Below are 14176 nucleotides of genomic sequence, written 5' to 3'. Positions count from 1 at the left end.
TTCATTGTGAAATCTTGCGCGCTTCCTCGATCTGGTATTCAAAGTAGCGCTGGAAACTGAAGGCAATGCTGGCCATCAGCACGGCCGTGCCCACCAGCAGCGAGGTCGCAATGGCAAACACCGTGAACCAGTGCGTCCGCCCCGGCGCGGCGTCGGGCGCCGCAGCGGGGTTGAAGCGCGCGTTCCACCGCTCGGGCGTCATCAGACCGTAGAGGATCGCGCGCAGTGCGCAGCCTGCGATCGTGAATCCCAGCAGCGGAATCAGCATCCAGCTCAGTTGGTCGTCCTGCCCCCATTGCTGCACGCGCTGGATGCCGTACACGCCCAGGGCCGTGGGGATCGGCAGCAGCCAGCCGATCCAGTCGCCCAGTCCGTACAGGTAAAAGCGGTGCAACCCCAGCGGGCCGCCCAGGAACGCCAGCCACGCGGCAACAGTCTTGTTCTTCATGGCCGCGATTATTGGCGCGCCTTCATTCGGGGGCGGTGGTATCGCCCGCGCCCAGGGGCTTTTCCATGAGCACGATGTCGCGCCAGGCGCCGAACTTCCAGCCCACGGAGCGCATCACGCCCACATCGGTGAAACCTGCGGCCCGGTGCACGCCGATGGAGCCCGCATTGGCCGAGTCGCCGATCACTGCCAGCAGCTTGCGTACGCCGGCGGCCTCGGCCTGCATGGCGAGGGCCTCCAGCAACTGCCGTCCCAGGCCCCGGCCGCGTGCCGCGTCGGCGACATAGATCGAATCCTCGGCCGAGAAACGGTAGGCCGGGCGGGGCTTGAACCAGTTGCAGTAGGCAAAGCCCAGGACCTGGCCCGCTTCTTCGGCCACCAGGTAGGGCAGGCCCTTGGCCAGCACATCCGCGCGCCGCGCCGCCATGTCCAGCGCCGTGGGCGGGTCGATCTCGAAGGTGCCCGTGCCGTGCAGCACATGGTGGGTGTAGATGGCGGTGATGGCGGCGACGTCTTCGTCCCGGCTGGCGCGGATGAGGGGCATCTTTTCTGTGTTGTGGATATAATCGCGGACTTTGCAGCGTGTCGCTGGCCGGGTGGCCAAGTCGCGTGTCTCAAACGCCGCAAAACAGAGCGCAGCCACTGCTGTGTAACCACCCGAAGGATTCATTATGGTCGTGATTCGACTCTCCCGCGGCGGCTCCAAGGGCCGTCCGTTCTTCAACATCGTCGTTGCCGACAAGCGCGTGCGCCGCGACGGCCGCTTCATCGAGCGGCTGGGCTTCTACAACCCTTCCGCCAAGGAAGGCGAAGAAGGCCTGCGCATCGCCCAGGACCGCCTGACGTACTGGAAGGGCGTGGGCGCACAACCCTCTCCCACCGTGGACCGTCTGATCAAGCAAGCCGCCCAGAAGGCCGCCTGATCGTTCGCACTCCCGAAAAGGGCGGGCTCCGTTGGTGCAACTGACGGACCCCGCCTTTTTTCTTTGCCTCACCCTCGCATCCCGCCGCCATGCCCCAGCTGCCTGTCCTGGAAACCGCCGAACTGCCCTCCGACGCCGTGGAGGTGGGCCGCATCACCGATGCCTGGGGCGTGAAAGGGTGGTTCAAGGTGCTGCCCTACAGCAGCAACCCCGAGGCCCTGCTCGCCGCCAAGTCCTGGCTGTTGCAGCCGGCGGAAAAGGGCGCCAAGAGTTTTTTCACCGGCACCGTGCTGCTGCCCATCCGGCAGGCGCGCACGCATTCGGACTCCGTGGTCGCCTGGGCGCAGGGTGTGGACGACCGTGACGCAGCAGAGGCGCTGCGCGGCGCGCGCATCTTCGTGCCCCGCGCCAACTTCCCGGTGGCGGGCGATGACGAGTACTACTGGGTGGACCTGATTGGCCTGCCTGTGGTCAACCGCGAGGGCGTGGCGCTGGGCACCGTGCGCGACCTGCTGCCCACGGGGCCGCAGACCACGCTGGTGCTAGCCTACGAGCACGAAGGCAAGCCGCACGAGCGCATGATTCCCTTTGTGTCGGCGTATGTGGACAAAGTGGACCTGGCGGGGCGCTGCATCACCGTGGACTGGCAACCCGACTATTGAGGCGGTTGCCCGCGTGCCATGCGTTTCGATGTCATCACCCTGTTCCCCGAGCTGTTCGAGCCGTTTCTTGCCAGCGGCGTGACGCGGCGCGCCTACGCGTCGGGCCAGGTAGCAGTGCGGCTGTGGAACCCGCGCGACCATGCGGAGGGCAACTACCGCCGCGTGGATGACCGGCCCTTTGGCGGCGGCCCCGGCATGGTCATGCTGGCCGAGCCGCTGGCGCGCTGCCTGGCCGCCATCCGCGCCGATCGCGCCGAGGGCGAGCAGGCGCGGGCGCCCCTGGTGCTGTTCTCCCCCATTGGCCGCCGGCTGGACCATGCCGCGGTGCAGGACTGGTCCGCTGGCGCGGGTGCCATCTTGCTGTGCGGACGCTACGAAGGCGTGGACCAGCGTTTCATCGACGCCTACGTGGATGCGCAGATCAGCCTGGGCGACTTCGTGCTTTCGGGCGGCGAGATCGCGGCCATGGCGCTGCTGGATGCCGTGGCGCGCCTGCAGCCGGGCGTGCTGCACGACGAGGGTAGCCACCAGCTCGACAGCTTCAACCCCGCGCTGGACGGGCTGCTGGACTGTCCGCACTACACGCGCCCCGAGGAATGGGCCGGCCGCGCCGTTCCCGCGCCGCTGCTGTCCGGCCACCATGCGCAAATCGAGCGCTGGCGGCGCGATCAGCGCCTGCTCATCACCGCGCGCCACCGCCCGGACCTGCTGCAGGCCGCGCGCGAGCGCGGGCAGCTCACGCGCGCGGACGAGGCCCTCTTGGCGCAAAACGCAAGCTTGCTATAATCGCCTGTTCTCGATCCTCTGGCCGGCCGCTGTGGGCCTGAACCATAGCCACAAAGGCGCCAATAGGGGCGCCCTGCCAATCCTGGCGCGGACATGATCGTCGGAAACCAACCATGAACCTGATCCAGATCCTCGAGCAGGAAGAAATCGCCCGCTTGAACAAGACCATTCCCTCGTTCGCGCCTGGCGACACCGTCATCGTGAACGTGAACGTGGTGGAAGGCACCCGCAAGCGCGTGCAGGCCTACGAAGGCGTCGTGATCGCCAAGCGCAACCGTGGCCTGAACAGCGGCTTCACCGTGCGCAAGATCTCCAGCGGCGAAGGCGTGGAGCGCACGTTCCAGACCTACAGCCCGCTGATCGCCAGCATCGAAGTGAAGCGCCGCGGCGACGTGCGCCGCGCCAAGCTGTACTACCTGCGCGAGCGCAGCGGCAAGTCGGCGCGTATCAAGGAAAAGCTGCCTTCGCGCGTCAAGGCAGCTGCAGTGGCCGCATAAATACGGCTGCGCTTCCCGCGCGACTCGAAACCGCTACAGTGCGAAAGCCTGTAGCGGTTTTTTCTTTTTGACCCCCGTGAGTTCTCATCGTCCTGTCGGCGCGTCCTCTGCGGCGGCCCTGCCTTCGCTGTCCTCGCTGCCTCACTTCGATCCGCGCACCGTGCCGCTCGTAGGGGTGGACGACCATTTACCCGCCGTGCCCCCGCATGCGCAGACGCCGGAGGCACTGCGACTGCGCTTTGCCGCGCCGCCGCCCTGGACGCCTGAGGTGCAGCGCGAGAAGAAGTTCGCGGAACGCGAGCCCGCGCACGCCGCCGTCCTCGTGCCCATCGTGCTGCGCGAGCGGCCCACGGTATTGCTCACCGAGCGCACGGCGCACCTGTCCACGCATTCCGGCCAGGTGGCCTTTCCGGGGGGGCGCACCGATCCCGAGGACCGCGATGCCGCCGCCACCGCGCTGCGCGAGGCGCAGGAGGAGGTGGGCCTGGAGCCGCACTGGGTCGAGGTGCTGGGCAACCTGTCGATGTATGTGACGGGCACCTCGTTCCTCGTCACGCCGGTGGTCGCGCTGGTGCGGCCGGGCTTCGCGCTCCAGCCCAACCCGTACGAGGTGGCCGACGTGTTCGAGGTGCCGCTGGACTTCCTGCTCAACCCCGCGCACCACGAGCGCCATCGGCTGCAGTGGCAAGGCGCGCAACGCGAATGGTTCGCCATGCCCTACCAGGACGGCGCGACGACGCGCTACATCTGGGGTGCCACGGCTGGCATGCTGCGCAACTTCTACCGCTTCATGATGGCCTGAAGGGGGGCGCCGCAGCGAGGCTGCCGCGCTGTCGCCCGCGGTGTTGGGCCTTGTAACAAGCGCCAGTATGATTGCCGCATGAGTTTCTTTGCCATCCTGTTCGCATTGCTGATCGAGCAGGCGAGACCGCTCGCGCGCAGCAACCCCATCCATACCGGACTGCGTGCCTGGGCGGTGTCGGTGAACCGTAACTTCGACGCGGGGCAGTCGCACCACGGATGGGTGGCGTGGGGACTGGCCGTGCTGGTGCCGCCGCTGGTGGTGTTGGCGGTGCACCTGGCGCTGCTGCACTGGCTGGGGTGGCCGTTCGCCCTGGTCTGGAACGTGGCCGTGCTCTACGTGACGCTGGGTTTTCGCCAGTTCAGCCACCATTTCACGGGGATACGCGACGCGCTGGAGGAGGGCGACGCGGCCGATGCGCGGGCGCGTCTGGCGCAGTGGAAGCAGGTGGAGGTGAGCGAGCTGCCACGCAGCGAGATCGTGCGCCACGTGATCGAGTACTCGGTGATTGCGGCGCACCGTCATGTGTTTGGCGTGCTGGCGTGGTTCTCCATCCTTGCGGCGCTGGGGTTGGGCCCGACCGGGGCGGTGCTCTATCGCCTGGCGGAGTTCGTGTCGCGCTACTGGGGCGCGCGTGCGCGCGGGGCGACGCAGCCGCCCAGCGAGTCGCTGCAGCAGGCTGCGGCCCAGGCATGGACGGTGATCGACTGGCTTCCCGCACGGCTGACGGCGTTGTCTTTTGCCGTGGTGGGCAGCTTCGAGGAGGCCATCGAGGGCTGGCGCTTCCACGCACAGCGCTTCCCCAACGACAACGATGGCGTGGTGCTGGCGGCAACCGCCGGGGCCATCAATGTGCGCCTGGGCGGCGAGGCGCTGCGCAGCCGCGCAGGTGCGCAGGTGCAGCCGGGCTTCGAGGTGGACGCCGACATTGGCGACAGCGACAGTACTCCTGGCCGCGAGCCCGAGGTAGGCCACCTGCGCAGCGTGGTGGGGCTGGTGTGGCGCTCGGTCGTGGTGTGGATGCTGCTGCTGGCCTTGCTCACCTTCGCGCGGCTGCTGGGGTGATGCTCCTTATTTAATAGCTGTCAGCGCTTGCTGAATAAGCGCGAAAGCCACTTTTCGCTTCAAACTCAGTAGGGGCTCTCGCTCAACTCCGCAAACAACTCGCCATAGATGCGGTAGCGCTGGGGGCTGATGGCCTGCGCGTCTTGTTCGTCGCGCACCTGGGCCTGCACCGCGCACCCGGGCTCGTGCAGGTGGGTGCAGTTGTAGAAGCGACAACCCTCGGCATGGGCTGCGATGTCGGGCATGTAGCGCGCCAGATCGGTGGGCGCGAGGTGGCGCAATCCAAATTCCTGAAAGCCGGGCGAATCGATGAGCGCCGTAGTGCGCTGCGGGTCGATCCAGTACAGCGTGGTGGTGGTGGTGGTGTGGCGGCCCGAATTGAGGGCCTGCGAGATCTCGCCCGTCTGCGCCGAGGCGCCGGGCACCAGCAGGTTGACCAGCGTGCTCTTGCCGGCGCCCGAGGGGCCCAGCACCAGCGTGGTCTTGCCGGCCAGCAGGTGCATCAGCATGTCGCGGTCCACCGCCCCCGATTCGCTGAGCGACAGCGGCAGCACGCGGTAGTGGTGCTGCGTGTCCTGCTCGCCCCCCATATGGCGGTAGGGCCACAGGCGCTCCCAGGCGCGCGCGAACGGCTCGACCAGGTCGCTCTTGTTGAGCGCGATCAACGGCGTGATGCGCGCCGCTTCCGCGGCGATGAGGGCGCGCGCGAGTTGGCTTTCGGAGAACACAGGCTCGGCCGCGATCAGGATCAGCACCTGGTCCAGGTTGGCGGCGAACGACTTGGTGCGCACCTCGTCCTGGCGGTACAGCAGGTTGCGCCGCTCCAGCACCTTTTCGATGGTGCCCTCGTCGCCATGGCCGCGGCCCTGGCCGGGCGCGGCGGGCTGCCACAGCACGCGGTCGCCCACCACGGCCTGGCTCTTCTTGCCGCGCGGATGGCAGATGCGGCGCTCGCCGCCCGCGCTCTCCACCACGCAATGGCGGCCGTGGCTGGCGACCACCAGGCCTTCAAGGCGCGCAGGGGCTTGGGCCATGGGCTCAGGGTGCGAGCAGTGCATCGATGCGCGTCGCGCAATCGATGTCGGTCGCCGAAATGCCGGCCACATCATGCGTGTTCAGGCGCACCACGCAGCGGCCGTAGTGCACCGACAGATCGGGGTGGTGGTCCTGCGCATGGGCAATGAAGGCCACGGCATTCACGAAGGCCATGGTCTCGTGGTAATTGGAGAAGCGGTAGGTCTTCTCGATGGCGACATCGGCGCCGTCGCCGGACAGTTGCCAGCCCGGCAGATCGACCAGTTTTGCTAATATTTCAGTAGCTTTCAGCGCGCGCCTGGTTTGTGTGGACCAGTCTTTCTTGGGGAACATCGAATTCATGGCTGCAAGGCCACGGGCAGACGCGCCAGGCGCTCCGTGGCGGGAGGGTGGGAGTAGTAGAACTTCGCAAACACCGGATCGGGCGTGAGCGTGGAGGCGTTGTCTTCGTAGAGCTTGAGCAGGGCGGACGCCAGGTCGTCGCCGCTGCTCTGGGCCGCGGCGTAGGCATCGGCCTGGAACTCATGGCGCCGCGAGAGCTGCGCCAGTACGGGCGTGACGAACAGCGTGAACACGGGCGCTGCAAGCAGGAACAGCAGCAGCGCCAGCGCGTCGTTGGGCGCGGCGCCGGGCACGCCCGGCAGCATCAGGTTGGGTTGCACGCCCAGGCCCGTGTAGAACCACGTGCGCGTGGACAGCCAGCCCAACAGCGCAAAGCCCGCCAGGCTGATGGCGAACATGCCGACCAGGCGCCGCGTGATGTGCTTGTGCTTGAAGTGGCCGAGTTCGTGCGCGAGCACGGCTTCCACTTCGCCGGGCGACAGCTGTTTGAGCAGCGTGTCGTAGAACACCACGCGCTTGGCCTTGCCCACACCGGTGAAATAGGCGTTGGCGTGCGCGCTGCGGCGGCTGCCGTCCATCACGAACAGGCCCTTGGCTGCGAAGCCGCAGCGCTGCATCAGCGCGGTGACGCGCGCCTTGAGCGATTCGTCCTCCAGTGGCTGGAACTTGTTGAACAGCGGCGCGATGAACAGCGGGAAGACCACCATCAGCAGCAGATTGAAGCCCATCCACGTGCCCCAGGCCCACAGCCACCACAGCGGTCCGGCGGCACCCATGAGCCACAGGATCAGCGCCGCGATCGGCAGGCCGATCACCGCGCCCAGCAGCGTGGACTTGAGCAGGTCGGCCAGCCACAGGCGCGGGGTCATCTGGTTGAAGCCGAAGCGCTGCTCGATCACGAAGGTCTGGTACAGCGCGACGGGCAGGTCGACGGCACCCCCGATGAGCACGAAGCAGGCCAGCAGCGCCAACTGCTGCAGCATGCCACCGCCCAGCCAGGACAGCAGCGCCTGGTTCAGCGCATCCAGCCCACCCAGCAGCGTCCAGCCCAGCACCACGGCGGTAGTCAGCGCCATTTCCAGCAGGCCGAAGCGCGCCTTGGCAATGGTGTAGTCGGCCGCCTTCTGGTGCGCGGCGAGCGGAATGCGGTGGGCGAAGGCCGTGGGCACGGCGCCGCGGTGCTGCGCCACGTGGCGGATCTGGCGTGTGGCCAGCCACAGGCGCAAGGCAAGGCCTGCGAGCAGCAGTCCGGCGAACACCAGTGTGGTCAGGTGGGATGGCGAGAGGAGGGAGGCGGAAGGAGGCTGCATCTGCGCGCGAGTTTAGGCCATCGGCGACAATTCCCGGCATGTCTGACACTGCCAACCCTACTGTTCCCGCGCTTGCCAAATCCGACCAGAACCTCGTCTGGCTGGACTGTGAAATGAGCGGCCTCAACCCCGAAACCGAACGCCTGCTGGAGATCGCCGTGGTCGTCACCAGTGCCGACCTCACGCTGCGCGTCGAAGGGCCGGTGTTCGCCATCCACCAGGCGGACGCGGTGCTGGACGGCATGGACGCCTGGAACAAGGGCACGCATGGCCGCAGCGGCCTCATTGACAAGGTGCGGGCCTCCACGGTCACCGAGGCCGATGCCGAGCGCGAGCTGCTCGCCTTCCTGTCGCGCTATGTACCCAAAGGCGTGGTGCCGATGTGCGGCAACAGCATTGGGCAGGACCGGCGCTTCCTGGTGAAGTACATGCCCAAGCTGGAGGCGTTCTTCCACTACCGCAATGTGGACGTGAGCACGCTGAAGGAGCTGGCCAAGCGCTGGAAGCCCGAGGCCTACAGCTCGTTCAAGAAGGCGCAGCGCCACACGGCCCTGGCCGATGTGCACGAATCCATCGATGAACTACTGCACTACCGCACGCATCTGCTGGCCGTTTGATCCCCGTTTGCGGGAAAACCCGAATCGTGCGACAATTGCAGGCTTGCGTGAAAACGACTCCCAAACCCGACTGAAGGTTTGGCCGCATCGCGCAGCCCTTGCGCATCTCCCTTCTCACAATGGGTTGCGGGCCTTGAACGGTTTCCAGCGTTCCAGTGCCTGCGTCAATGACCCACCCGCCCAGCTCTCACTGCTGGTGCAGGTTTCGTTGGATGGTTGATGTTTTGATGAACCACTGACGAAGCCGCCGCGGGTTGCACCCGCGCGCTTCATACATACGACATGACAGACACCATGCACGTGCAGGGCGAGATCGCGCCTGCCCAATCCCCTATGGCCGCTTCGATTGAGGCGCCTGTTTCTCCGACCACCGCCGCGCCCGCTCTGCCCGCCGGCTTCATCGAACTGGGCCTTGCGCCCGAACTGGTGCAGGCTGTGGCCGACCTCGGCTACACCGAGCCCACGCAGGTGCAGACTCGCGCGATTCCCTTGGCCATGGGCTCGGGCGATGACGCGAGCTTCATCGATCTGATGGTCTCCAGCCAGACTGGCAGCGGCAAGACTGCGGCCTTCCTGCTGCCCGTGCTGCACACGCTGATCCGCCAACAGGCCGAGGCCGAAGTCGCCGAGCGCGCCGCTTTCGAGCGCGCCGCCGCCGAGGCGGCCGCGCGTGGCGAGGCTCCCCCGAAGCGCCCCAAGCGCAAGAACCCCACGCAGGCGCGCAACTTCAAGGCGGCGACGCCCGGTGCGCTGGTGCTGTGCCCCACGCGCGAACTGGCGCAACAGGTGGCGCACGATGCCATCGATCTGGTCAAGCACTGCAAGGGCCTGCGCATCGCCAACGTGGTGGGTGGGATGCCCTACCAGTTGCAGATCGCCAAGCTGCAGAATGCCAACCTGGTGGTGGCGACGCCGGGCCGCCTGCTGGACCTGCAGCGGTCGCAGCAGATCAAGCTGGACCAGGTGCAGTTCCTGGTGGTCGATGAGGCCGACCGCATGCTGGATCTGGGCTTCTCCGACGACCTGGCCGAGATCAACCAGCTCACCGCCCAGCGCAAGCAGACCATGATGTTCAGCGCCACCTTCGCGCCGCGCATCCAGCAGCTCGCCATGCGGGTGATGCACGACAACGGCGCGTCGGTGAAGAAGATCCAGATCGACACGCCGCAGGAAAAGCACGCCAACATCAAGCAGATGCTGTACTGGGCCGACAACGCGCAGCACAAGCGCAAGCTGCTGGACCACTGGCTGCGCGATGCCTCCATCGACCAGGCCATCGTGTTCGCCAGCACCCAGGTGGAGTGCGATGGTCTGGCCAATGACCTGCAGCAGGAAGGTTTCAGTGCCGTGGCTTTGCACGGCGCCCTGAGCCAGGGCCTGCGCAACCGCCGCCTGATGGCGCTGCGCAATGGCCAGGTGCAGATCCTGGTGGCGACCGACGTGGCCGCGCGCGGCATCGACGTGCCGACCATCACCCACGTCTTCAACTTCGGCCTGCCCATGAAGGCCGAGGACTACACGCACCGCATCGGCCGTACGGGCCGCGCCGGCCGCGACGGTTTGGCCGTGACCTTTGCCGAGTTCCGCGACCGCCGCAAGATCTTCGACATCGAGGGCTACAGCCGCCAGCAGTTCAAGGCCGAGGTGGTCGCAGGCCTGGAGCCTACCCAGCGCTTCCCGCAAGGCGGCCGCGCAGACTTCGGCGGTCGTGGCGGGCGTGATGGCCACCGTGGCCCGCGCGAGCAGCGCTTTGGCCGCGGCGGCAGCGAGCGCGGCTTTGGTGATCGTGGTGGCTATGGCGACCGTGACCCACGTGGCAGCTTCGGCGACCGTGGCGGCTTCAATGACCGTGGCGGCTTTGCCGACCGCGGCCCGCGCGGCGCAGCCCCCCGCTCTGGCGAGGGCTATGGCGCACCGCGCGGTGGCGATCGTGGCAACAGCTTCGGCGGCCGCCGCGACGGTGAAGGCTATGGCCGCAAGAGCGGGTTTGGCGAAGCCTCCCGGTTTGGCGACGCCGGCCGCCATGGTGGTGGCCGCGGTGACGCTGCAGCACCCCGCGCAGACTTTGGCCGCAAGCCCGCGTTTGCCAAGCCGCAGGGCGCGGGCAAGCCGTTCGTACCCCACGGTGCCGGCAAGCGCCCGGCGCGCAACGACCGCTAAGCCGGCAGCGCGGACCCCATGACAAGCCAGCCCTCTCGTCCAGGGCTGGCTTTTTTATTGCGCGCCAACTCCCCGCGAAGCGCACCGGGGCCGCGCAGGAGATCAACAACCCGTTCGTCCGGGCCGGGGCCGTGGACCTCTCGGAGGGCAGGCTATTGCGGCTTGAGGGGCGAGTTGGTGGGTGCACCGAGCCGGCCCGGCGAGTAGATGCAGAAGCTGCACGACTGCGGCGCCAGGGGCGCCGGTCGCCGCGGCACACGGGGCCGCGCGCCGCTCTCAGCCCACGTGCATGGTGTGGCGGCCGATGTCCGGCCAGCGGTGGTGCAGGTAGATCCAGGACACCAGCCCCACCAGCATCAGCAGCAGTGAGGCCGCCGCCAGCGCCAGGGCCGAATGCATGACCAGCGGCGCCACTACGCCCGCCACCAGGCCGTTGGCCGTGGCGCCCACGAATGCCTGCAGCGACGAGGCCATGCCCCGGCGCTGCGGGTACAGGTCCAGCACCAGCAGCGTGACCACGGGCACCATCAGGGCCCAGCCGAACGAGAAAATGCCGATGGGCCACAGCGCCCACGACACATGCGGCGCCAGCGCCAGGTTGGCGCCCAGGTTGAGCAGCGCCATCGCCAGCATGATCACGAAGCCGTGGCGGATCTGGCGCTTGGGCGGGATGCGACCGGCCAGCCGGCCGCTGGCCCAGGCGCCGCCCATGATGCCGGCGATGTTGATCACGAAGAACCAGAAGAACTCCGTGGGCCCCAGGCCCAGCAGCTCACCCAGGAAGGCCGGGGCCGACAGCACGTACAGGAACATGCCGTTGAACGGCACGCCGCTGGCCAGCGCCAGCAGGATGAATCGTGGGCTGGTGCCCAATTCCCAGTAGCCGCGCAGCAGGTGGCCCATGTGGATCGGCTGGCGCTTGTGCGCGGGCAGCGACTCGGGCAGCAGGCGCCAGTTGGCCACCCACAGCAGCACGCCCACGCCCGTCAAAAACCAGAACACGCTGTGCCAGCCCAGGTGTACCGACAGCCAGCCCCCTACGATGGGCGCGATGGCCGGCGCCACGCCGAAGAAAATCGTCACCTGCGCCATGACGCGCTGCGCCTGCGTGGGCGGGAACATGTCGCGGATCACGGCGCGCGACACCACGATGCCCGCGCCGGCCGACAGGCCCTGCAGCGCCCGGAACGCTACCAACTGTCCGATGCTCTGCGACAGCGCGCAGCCCAGGGAAGCGAGCGTGAAAACGGCCAGGCCCCACAGCACCACGGGCCGCCGCCCGAAGCTGTCGGACAGGGAGCCATGGAACAACGTCATGAAGGCAAACGCGAACAGGTAGGCCGACAGCGTCTGCTGCATCTGCACCGGTGTGGCCTGCAGCGCGCCCGCGATGGCGGGGAAGGCGGGCAGGTACGTGTCGATGGCGAACGGCCCCACCATGCCCAGCAGAGCCAGCAGGATGGCCAGTGCCCAGCGCGGCGCGCGCCACAGGTGTTTCGCGTCAGAGTGCATGGTGTGGGAAATCGGGGGAGGGCGCGCAACGCAGGCGCCGTGCAAAGCGCCGCATTATCGGCCAAGCCCCTCGTCCGCGCCCGCGATGGGCGCGTGTGGAAGCTATGCTATTGATAGCTGTCAACGCTTGCTGTGCAAGCGCTAGAGGTCTAAAAAGCCTTCAGCCGTACCGGATGAGCCTCAATGGCCGCCGTGCGGCTTGCCATGGCCCATGGCCGGCGCGGCCGTGGCGCTGACGGCGCGCACGGGCGCCTGCAACTCCTGTGTCGTGCGTTGGCCATCCTTGGCTTCGAAAACCAGCGTCAGGGGCACGGTCGAGCCTTGGGCGACGGGCTGCTTCAGGTCCAGCAGCATGATGTGGTAGCCGCCGGGCTTGAGTTCCACGGCCTGGCCGGCTGGCAGGTCCAGCGCGGGCAGCGGGCGCATCTTCATCACGTTGTCCACGAGCTTCATTTCATGGACTTCGGTGACGCCGGCCACCGGGCTGCTGGCGCTGACCAGGCGGGCATCCTGCGCGGCCGTCAGGCGCATGAAGGCGCCGGTGGCCTTCTGCTGCGGCACCGTGGCGCGCACCCAGGCGTCCTGCACGGTGACCTGGGCGTGGGCTGCGCCGGCCACGAGCAGGGTGGCGGCGACGGCGATGCGGGAGACGAGCGATTGGGAGAACATGAAAAATCCTTGAATAAACGATGGGGCAGGCGGTCAGCGCTGCCGTGGTATGCGGGAGAAGGGCGGGTGCACGGGGGCCCGTGCCCGCCGTTTTCAAAACGGTGCGAGGGCGAGTGGCGCCGCAGGCGGGGCGCGCGGCGGGAAAGGCGCGCGGCTGAGCGCCGGTACATGGGTCTGGCGCACCACATCCGCAGATGGGACATGCGAGAGCTGCTGCAGGCCGCGCCACGGGGGTGCATCCAGAGCGGGCAGCAGGGGCGGCAGGCACAGGGCGCAGTCCAGCGCATGCGTTGGGTGGGAGGCATCGTTGGTGCCCACCGCGCTGTTGCCGCCGGCGGCAACCCAGCGCTCCTCGCCCGAGGCGGTGCAGACGCGCTCTAAATGGCCTGCCTGCACGAAGGGCGCTGCCGTCGCCACGCCCAGCGACACGGCAAAGCACGCCAACAACAGGCGTGCCAGGTGACGGGCGTTGCGCAGGATGTGCATGGTGGGCGCATTATCGGTGGGTGAGGGCGCGCCGGCCAGCCGCCAGCCACCCAAGTTGCGGCCCTGTGGCCAGGGCGTCAGAACGTGCGCGTGCCGGGCGCGGCGAGTTGACGCAGCTGGTGTGCATCGCACAGGCGCCAGGTGCGCCGCTCGCCGCGGATCCAGCCTTTGGCCTGCCACTGGGCGAGCAGGCGGTTCAGCGTCTCGGCGCGGATGCCCAGGCGCGCCGCCAGGTGCCGCTGGCTGGTGGGCAGCTCGACCGGCTCGCCGCCCTCGCTGCACCGCGCCACCAGGTAGGCGGCCAGGCGCTGCTGCGCATTGCTGCTGGTGAGCCAGTCCACCTCGTTCACGCAGTGGTACAGGCGCAGGCTCAGCGATTCCAGCAGCCGCAGCGCCAGCAGCGGGTGGCGCTCGCACGCCGTGCGCAACGCCTGCCGGGGAATGCGCCAGACCCGCGTGGCGCCTTGCGCGCGCGCCGTCATCGGATAGAGCCCGTGCGGCATGAACATGGCCGCCTCGGCCACCCACTGCCCGGGGGTGAAACAGTGCAGCATGCGCTCCTCGCCCGTGGCGTCATAGCGCAGCACTTCCACGGCACCTTGCGCCACCAGCAGGCAGTGGCAAGCGGCTTCGCCTTCGTGGAACAGCGTTTCCCCATCGGGGTGCGTGCGCGCGAGGGCATGCTGGGCCAGATCCTGCAATGCCGGCGCCGGCAAGCCCTGCAGCAGCGCGTTGGTGCCCAACAGGCTGCTCGCCTCTCTGAAGCCGCTCTGTTGCGCGTCCGCCGCGCCGCCCGGGGCCGTGTTGATAAAAGTCATTTCATATTCCGGTTATGTGGTGGCATGCTTTGAGAATACGAATG

17 protein-coding genes are annotated in these 14176 nt (G+C 67.9%); 8 read left to right on the top strand and 9 right to left on the bottom strand.

Features of this window, described 5'->3' with window-relative positions:
• Window position 1: 1 nt before the first annotated feature.
• Together HND92_RS14825 and HND92_RS14820 are read right to left on the bottom strand one after the other, a co-directional pair.
• Window positions 2–448, bottom strand: a complete 447-nt coding sequence (locus HND92_RS14825) for an NINE protein (protein WP_011806475.1) — start codon at window positions 446–448, stop codon at window positions 2–4.
• 22 nt (window positions 449–470) lie between these two features.
• Window positions 471–992, bottom strand: a complete 522-nt coding sequence (locus tag HND92_RS14820) for a GNAT family N-acetyltransferase (RefSeq protein WP_172208094.1) — start codon at window positions 990–992, stop codon at window positions 471–473.
• Between the two features lie 127 nt (window positions 993–1119).
• On the opposite strand from HND92_RS14820, the gene rpsP reads away from it, so the two are divergent.
• The 6 genes from rpsP to HND92_RS14790 all read left to right on the top strand — a co-directional run bounded on the left by rpsP (window position 1120) and on the right by HND92_RS14790 (window position 5183).
• Entirely contained in the window at window positions 1120–1371 is a 252-nt protein-coding gene (gene rpsP, locus HND92_RS14815) for a 30S ribosomal protein S16 (protein WP_011806473.1), read from the top strand.
• 89 nt (window positions 1372–1460) lie between these two features.
• Window positions 1461–2033: a ribosome maturation factor RimM gene (gene rimM, locus HND92_RS14810; RefSeq protein WP_047349845.1), complete on the top strand. Its 573-nt coding sequence runs from the start codon at window positions 1461–1463 to the stop codon at window positions 2031–2033.
• Window positions 2034–2051: 18 nt separating this feature from the next.
• Window positions 2052–2819, top strand: coding sequence for a tRNA (guanosine(37)-N1)-methyltransferase TrmD (gene trmD / locus HND92_RS14805; protein WP_172208091.1), 768 nt, complete (start codon window positions 2052–2054; stop codon window positions 2817–2819).
• 113 nt (window positions 2820–2932) lie between these two features.
• A complete protein-coding gene (rplS, locus tag HND92_RS14800; protein ID WP_011806470.1) occupies window positions 2933–3316 on the top strand; it encodes a 50S ribosomal protein L19 in 384 nt (127 codons plus the stop codon).
• 118 nt (window positions 3317–3434) lie between these two features.
• Window positions 3435–4118: a CoA pyrophosphatase gene (locus HND92_RS14795; RefSeq protein WP_103737507.1), complete on the top strand. Its 684-nt coding sequence runs from the start codon at window positions 3435–3437 to the stop codon at window positions 4116–4118.
• Between the two features lie 78 nt (window positions 4119–4196).
• On the top strand, window positions 4197–5183 hold the full coding sequence (locus HND92_RS14790; RefSeq protein WP_172208090.1) for a CobD/CbiB family protein: 987 nt from the start codon (window positions 4197–4199) through the stop codon (window positions 5181–5183).
• A gap of 65 nt (window positions 5184–5248) precedes the next feature.
• Here HND92_RS14790 and rsgA read toward each other — a convergent pair whose 3' ends face one another.
• Genes rsgA through HND92_RS14775 form a run of 3 tightly spaced genes read right to left on the bottom strand, consistent with a single transcriptional unit; the run spans window position 5249 to window position 7870 of the window.
• Window positions 5249–6217, bottom strand: coding sequence for a ribosome small subunit-dependent GTPase A (rsgA, locus tag HND92_RS14785; protein ID WP_041838880.1), 969 nt, complete (start codon window positions 6215–6217; stop codon window positions 5249–5251).
• 4 nt (window positions 6218–6221) lie between these two features.
• Window positions 6222–6560: a 4a-hydroxytetrahydrobiopterin dehydratase gene (locus HND92_RS14780; RefSeq protein ID WP_172208089.1), complete on the bottom strand. Its 339-nt coding sequence runs from the start codon at window positions 6558–6560 to the stop codon at window positions 6222–6224.
• Entirely contained in the window at window positions 6557–7870 is a 1314-nt protein-coding gene (locus HND92_RS14775) for a M48 family metallopeptidase (RefSeq protein ID WP_172208088.1), read from the bottom strand. The genes HND92_RS14780 and HND92_RS14775 overlap by 4 nt, the downstream gene beginning before the upstream one ends.
• Window positions 7871–7908: 38 nt before the next feature.
• Between HND92_RS14775 and orn the strand changes: the two genes are divergently transcribed.
• Both orn and HND92_RS14765 read left to right on the top strand, forming a co-directional pair.
• Window positions 7909–8487 carry an oligoribonuclease gene (gene orn, locus HND92_RS14770; protein ID WP_011806464.1) on the top strand — a complete coding sequence of 193 codons (579 nt, stop codon included), beginning with the start codon at window positions 7909–7911 and terminating at the stop codon, window positions 8485–8487.
• Between the two features lie 282 nt (window positions 8488–8769).
• The gene (locus HND92_RS14765; protein WP_088886187.1) at window positions 8770–10647 is read left to right on the top strand and encodes a DEAD/DEAH box helicase; all 1878 of its coding nucleotides are present in this window, start codon (window positions 8770–8772) and stop codon (window positions 10645–10647) included.
• Window positions 10648–10923: 276 nt separating this feature from the next.
• Here HND92_RS14765 and HND92_RS14760 read toward each other — a convergent pair whose 3' ends face one another.
• The 4 genes from HND92_RS14760 to HND92_RS14745 all read right to left on the bottom strand — a co-directional run bounded on the left by HND92_RS14760 (window position 10924) and on the right by HND92_RS14745 (window position 14132).
• The gene (locus tag HND92_RS14760) at window positions 10924–12159 is read right to left on the bottom strand and encodes a multidrug effflux MFS transporter (protein WP_172208087.1); all 1236 of its coding nucleotides are present in this window, start codon (window positions 12157–12159) and stop codon (window positions 10924–10926) included.
• Window positions 12160–12339: 180 nt separating this feature from the next.
• Window positions 12340–12828 carry a copper chaperone PCu(A)C gene (locus tag HND92_RS14755; protein ID WP_172208086.1) on the bottom strand — a complete coding sequence of 163 codons (489 nt, stop codon included), beginning with the start codon at window positions 12826–12828 and terminating at the stop codon, window positions 12340–12342.
• Between the two features lie 93 nt (window positions 12829–12921).
• The gene (locus tag HND92_RS14750) at window positions 12922–13314 is read right to left on the bottom strand and encodes a DUF2946 family protein (protein WP_041836083.1); all 393 of its coding nucleotides are present in this window, start codon (window positions 13312–13314) and stop codon (window positions 12922–12924) included.
• A 77-nt stretch (window positions 13315–13391) separates the two neighbouring features.
• Window positions 13392–14132 (bottom strand): Crp/Fnr family transcriptional regulator, encoded by a 741-nt coding sequence (locus HND92_RS14745; RefSeq protein WP_253940047.1) that lies wholly within the window; start codon window positions 14130–14132, stop codon window positions 13392–13394.
• Window positions 14133–14176 lie beyond the last annotated feature (44 nt).

Source organism: Diaphorobacter sp. JS3050 (genome assembly GCF_013154915.1).
Taxonomy (GTDB): Bacteria; Pseudomonadota; Gammaproteobacteria; order Burkholderiales; family Burkholderiaceae_C; genus Diaphorobacter; species Diaphorobacter nitroreducens.
Note: the sequence above shows the minus strand (reverse complement) of the source record. Positions and strands in the feature narration are given on the sequence as shown.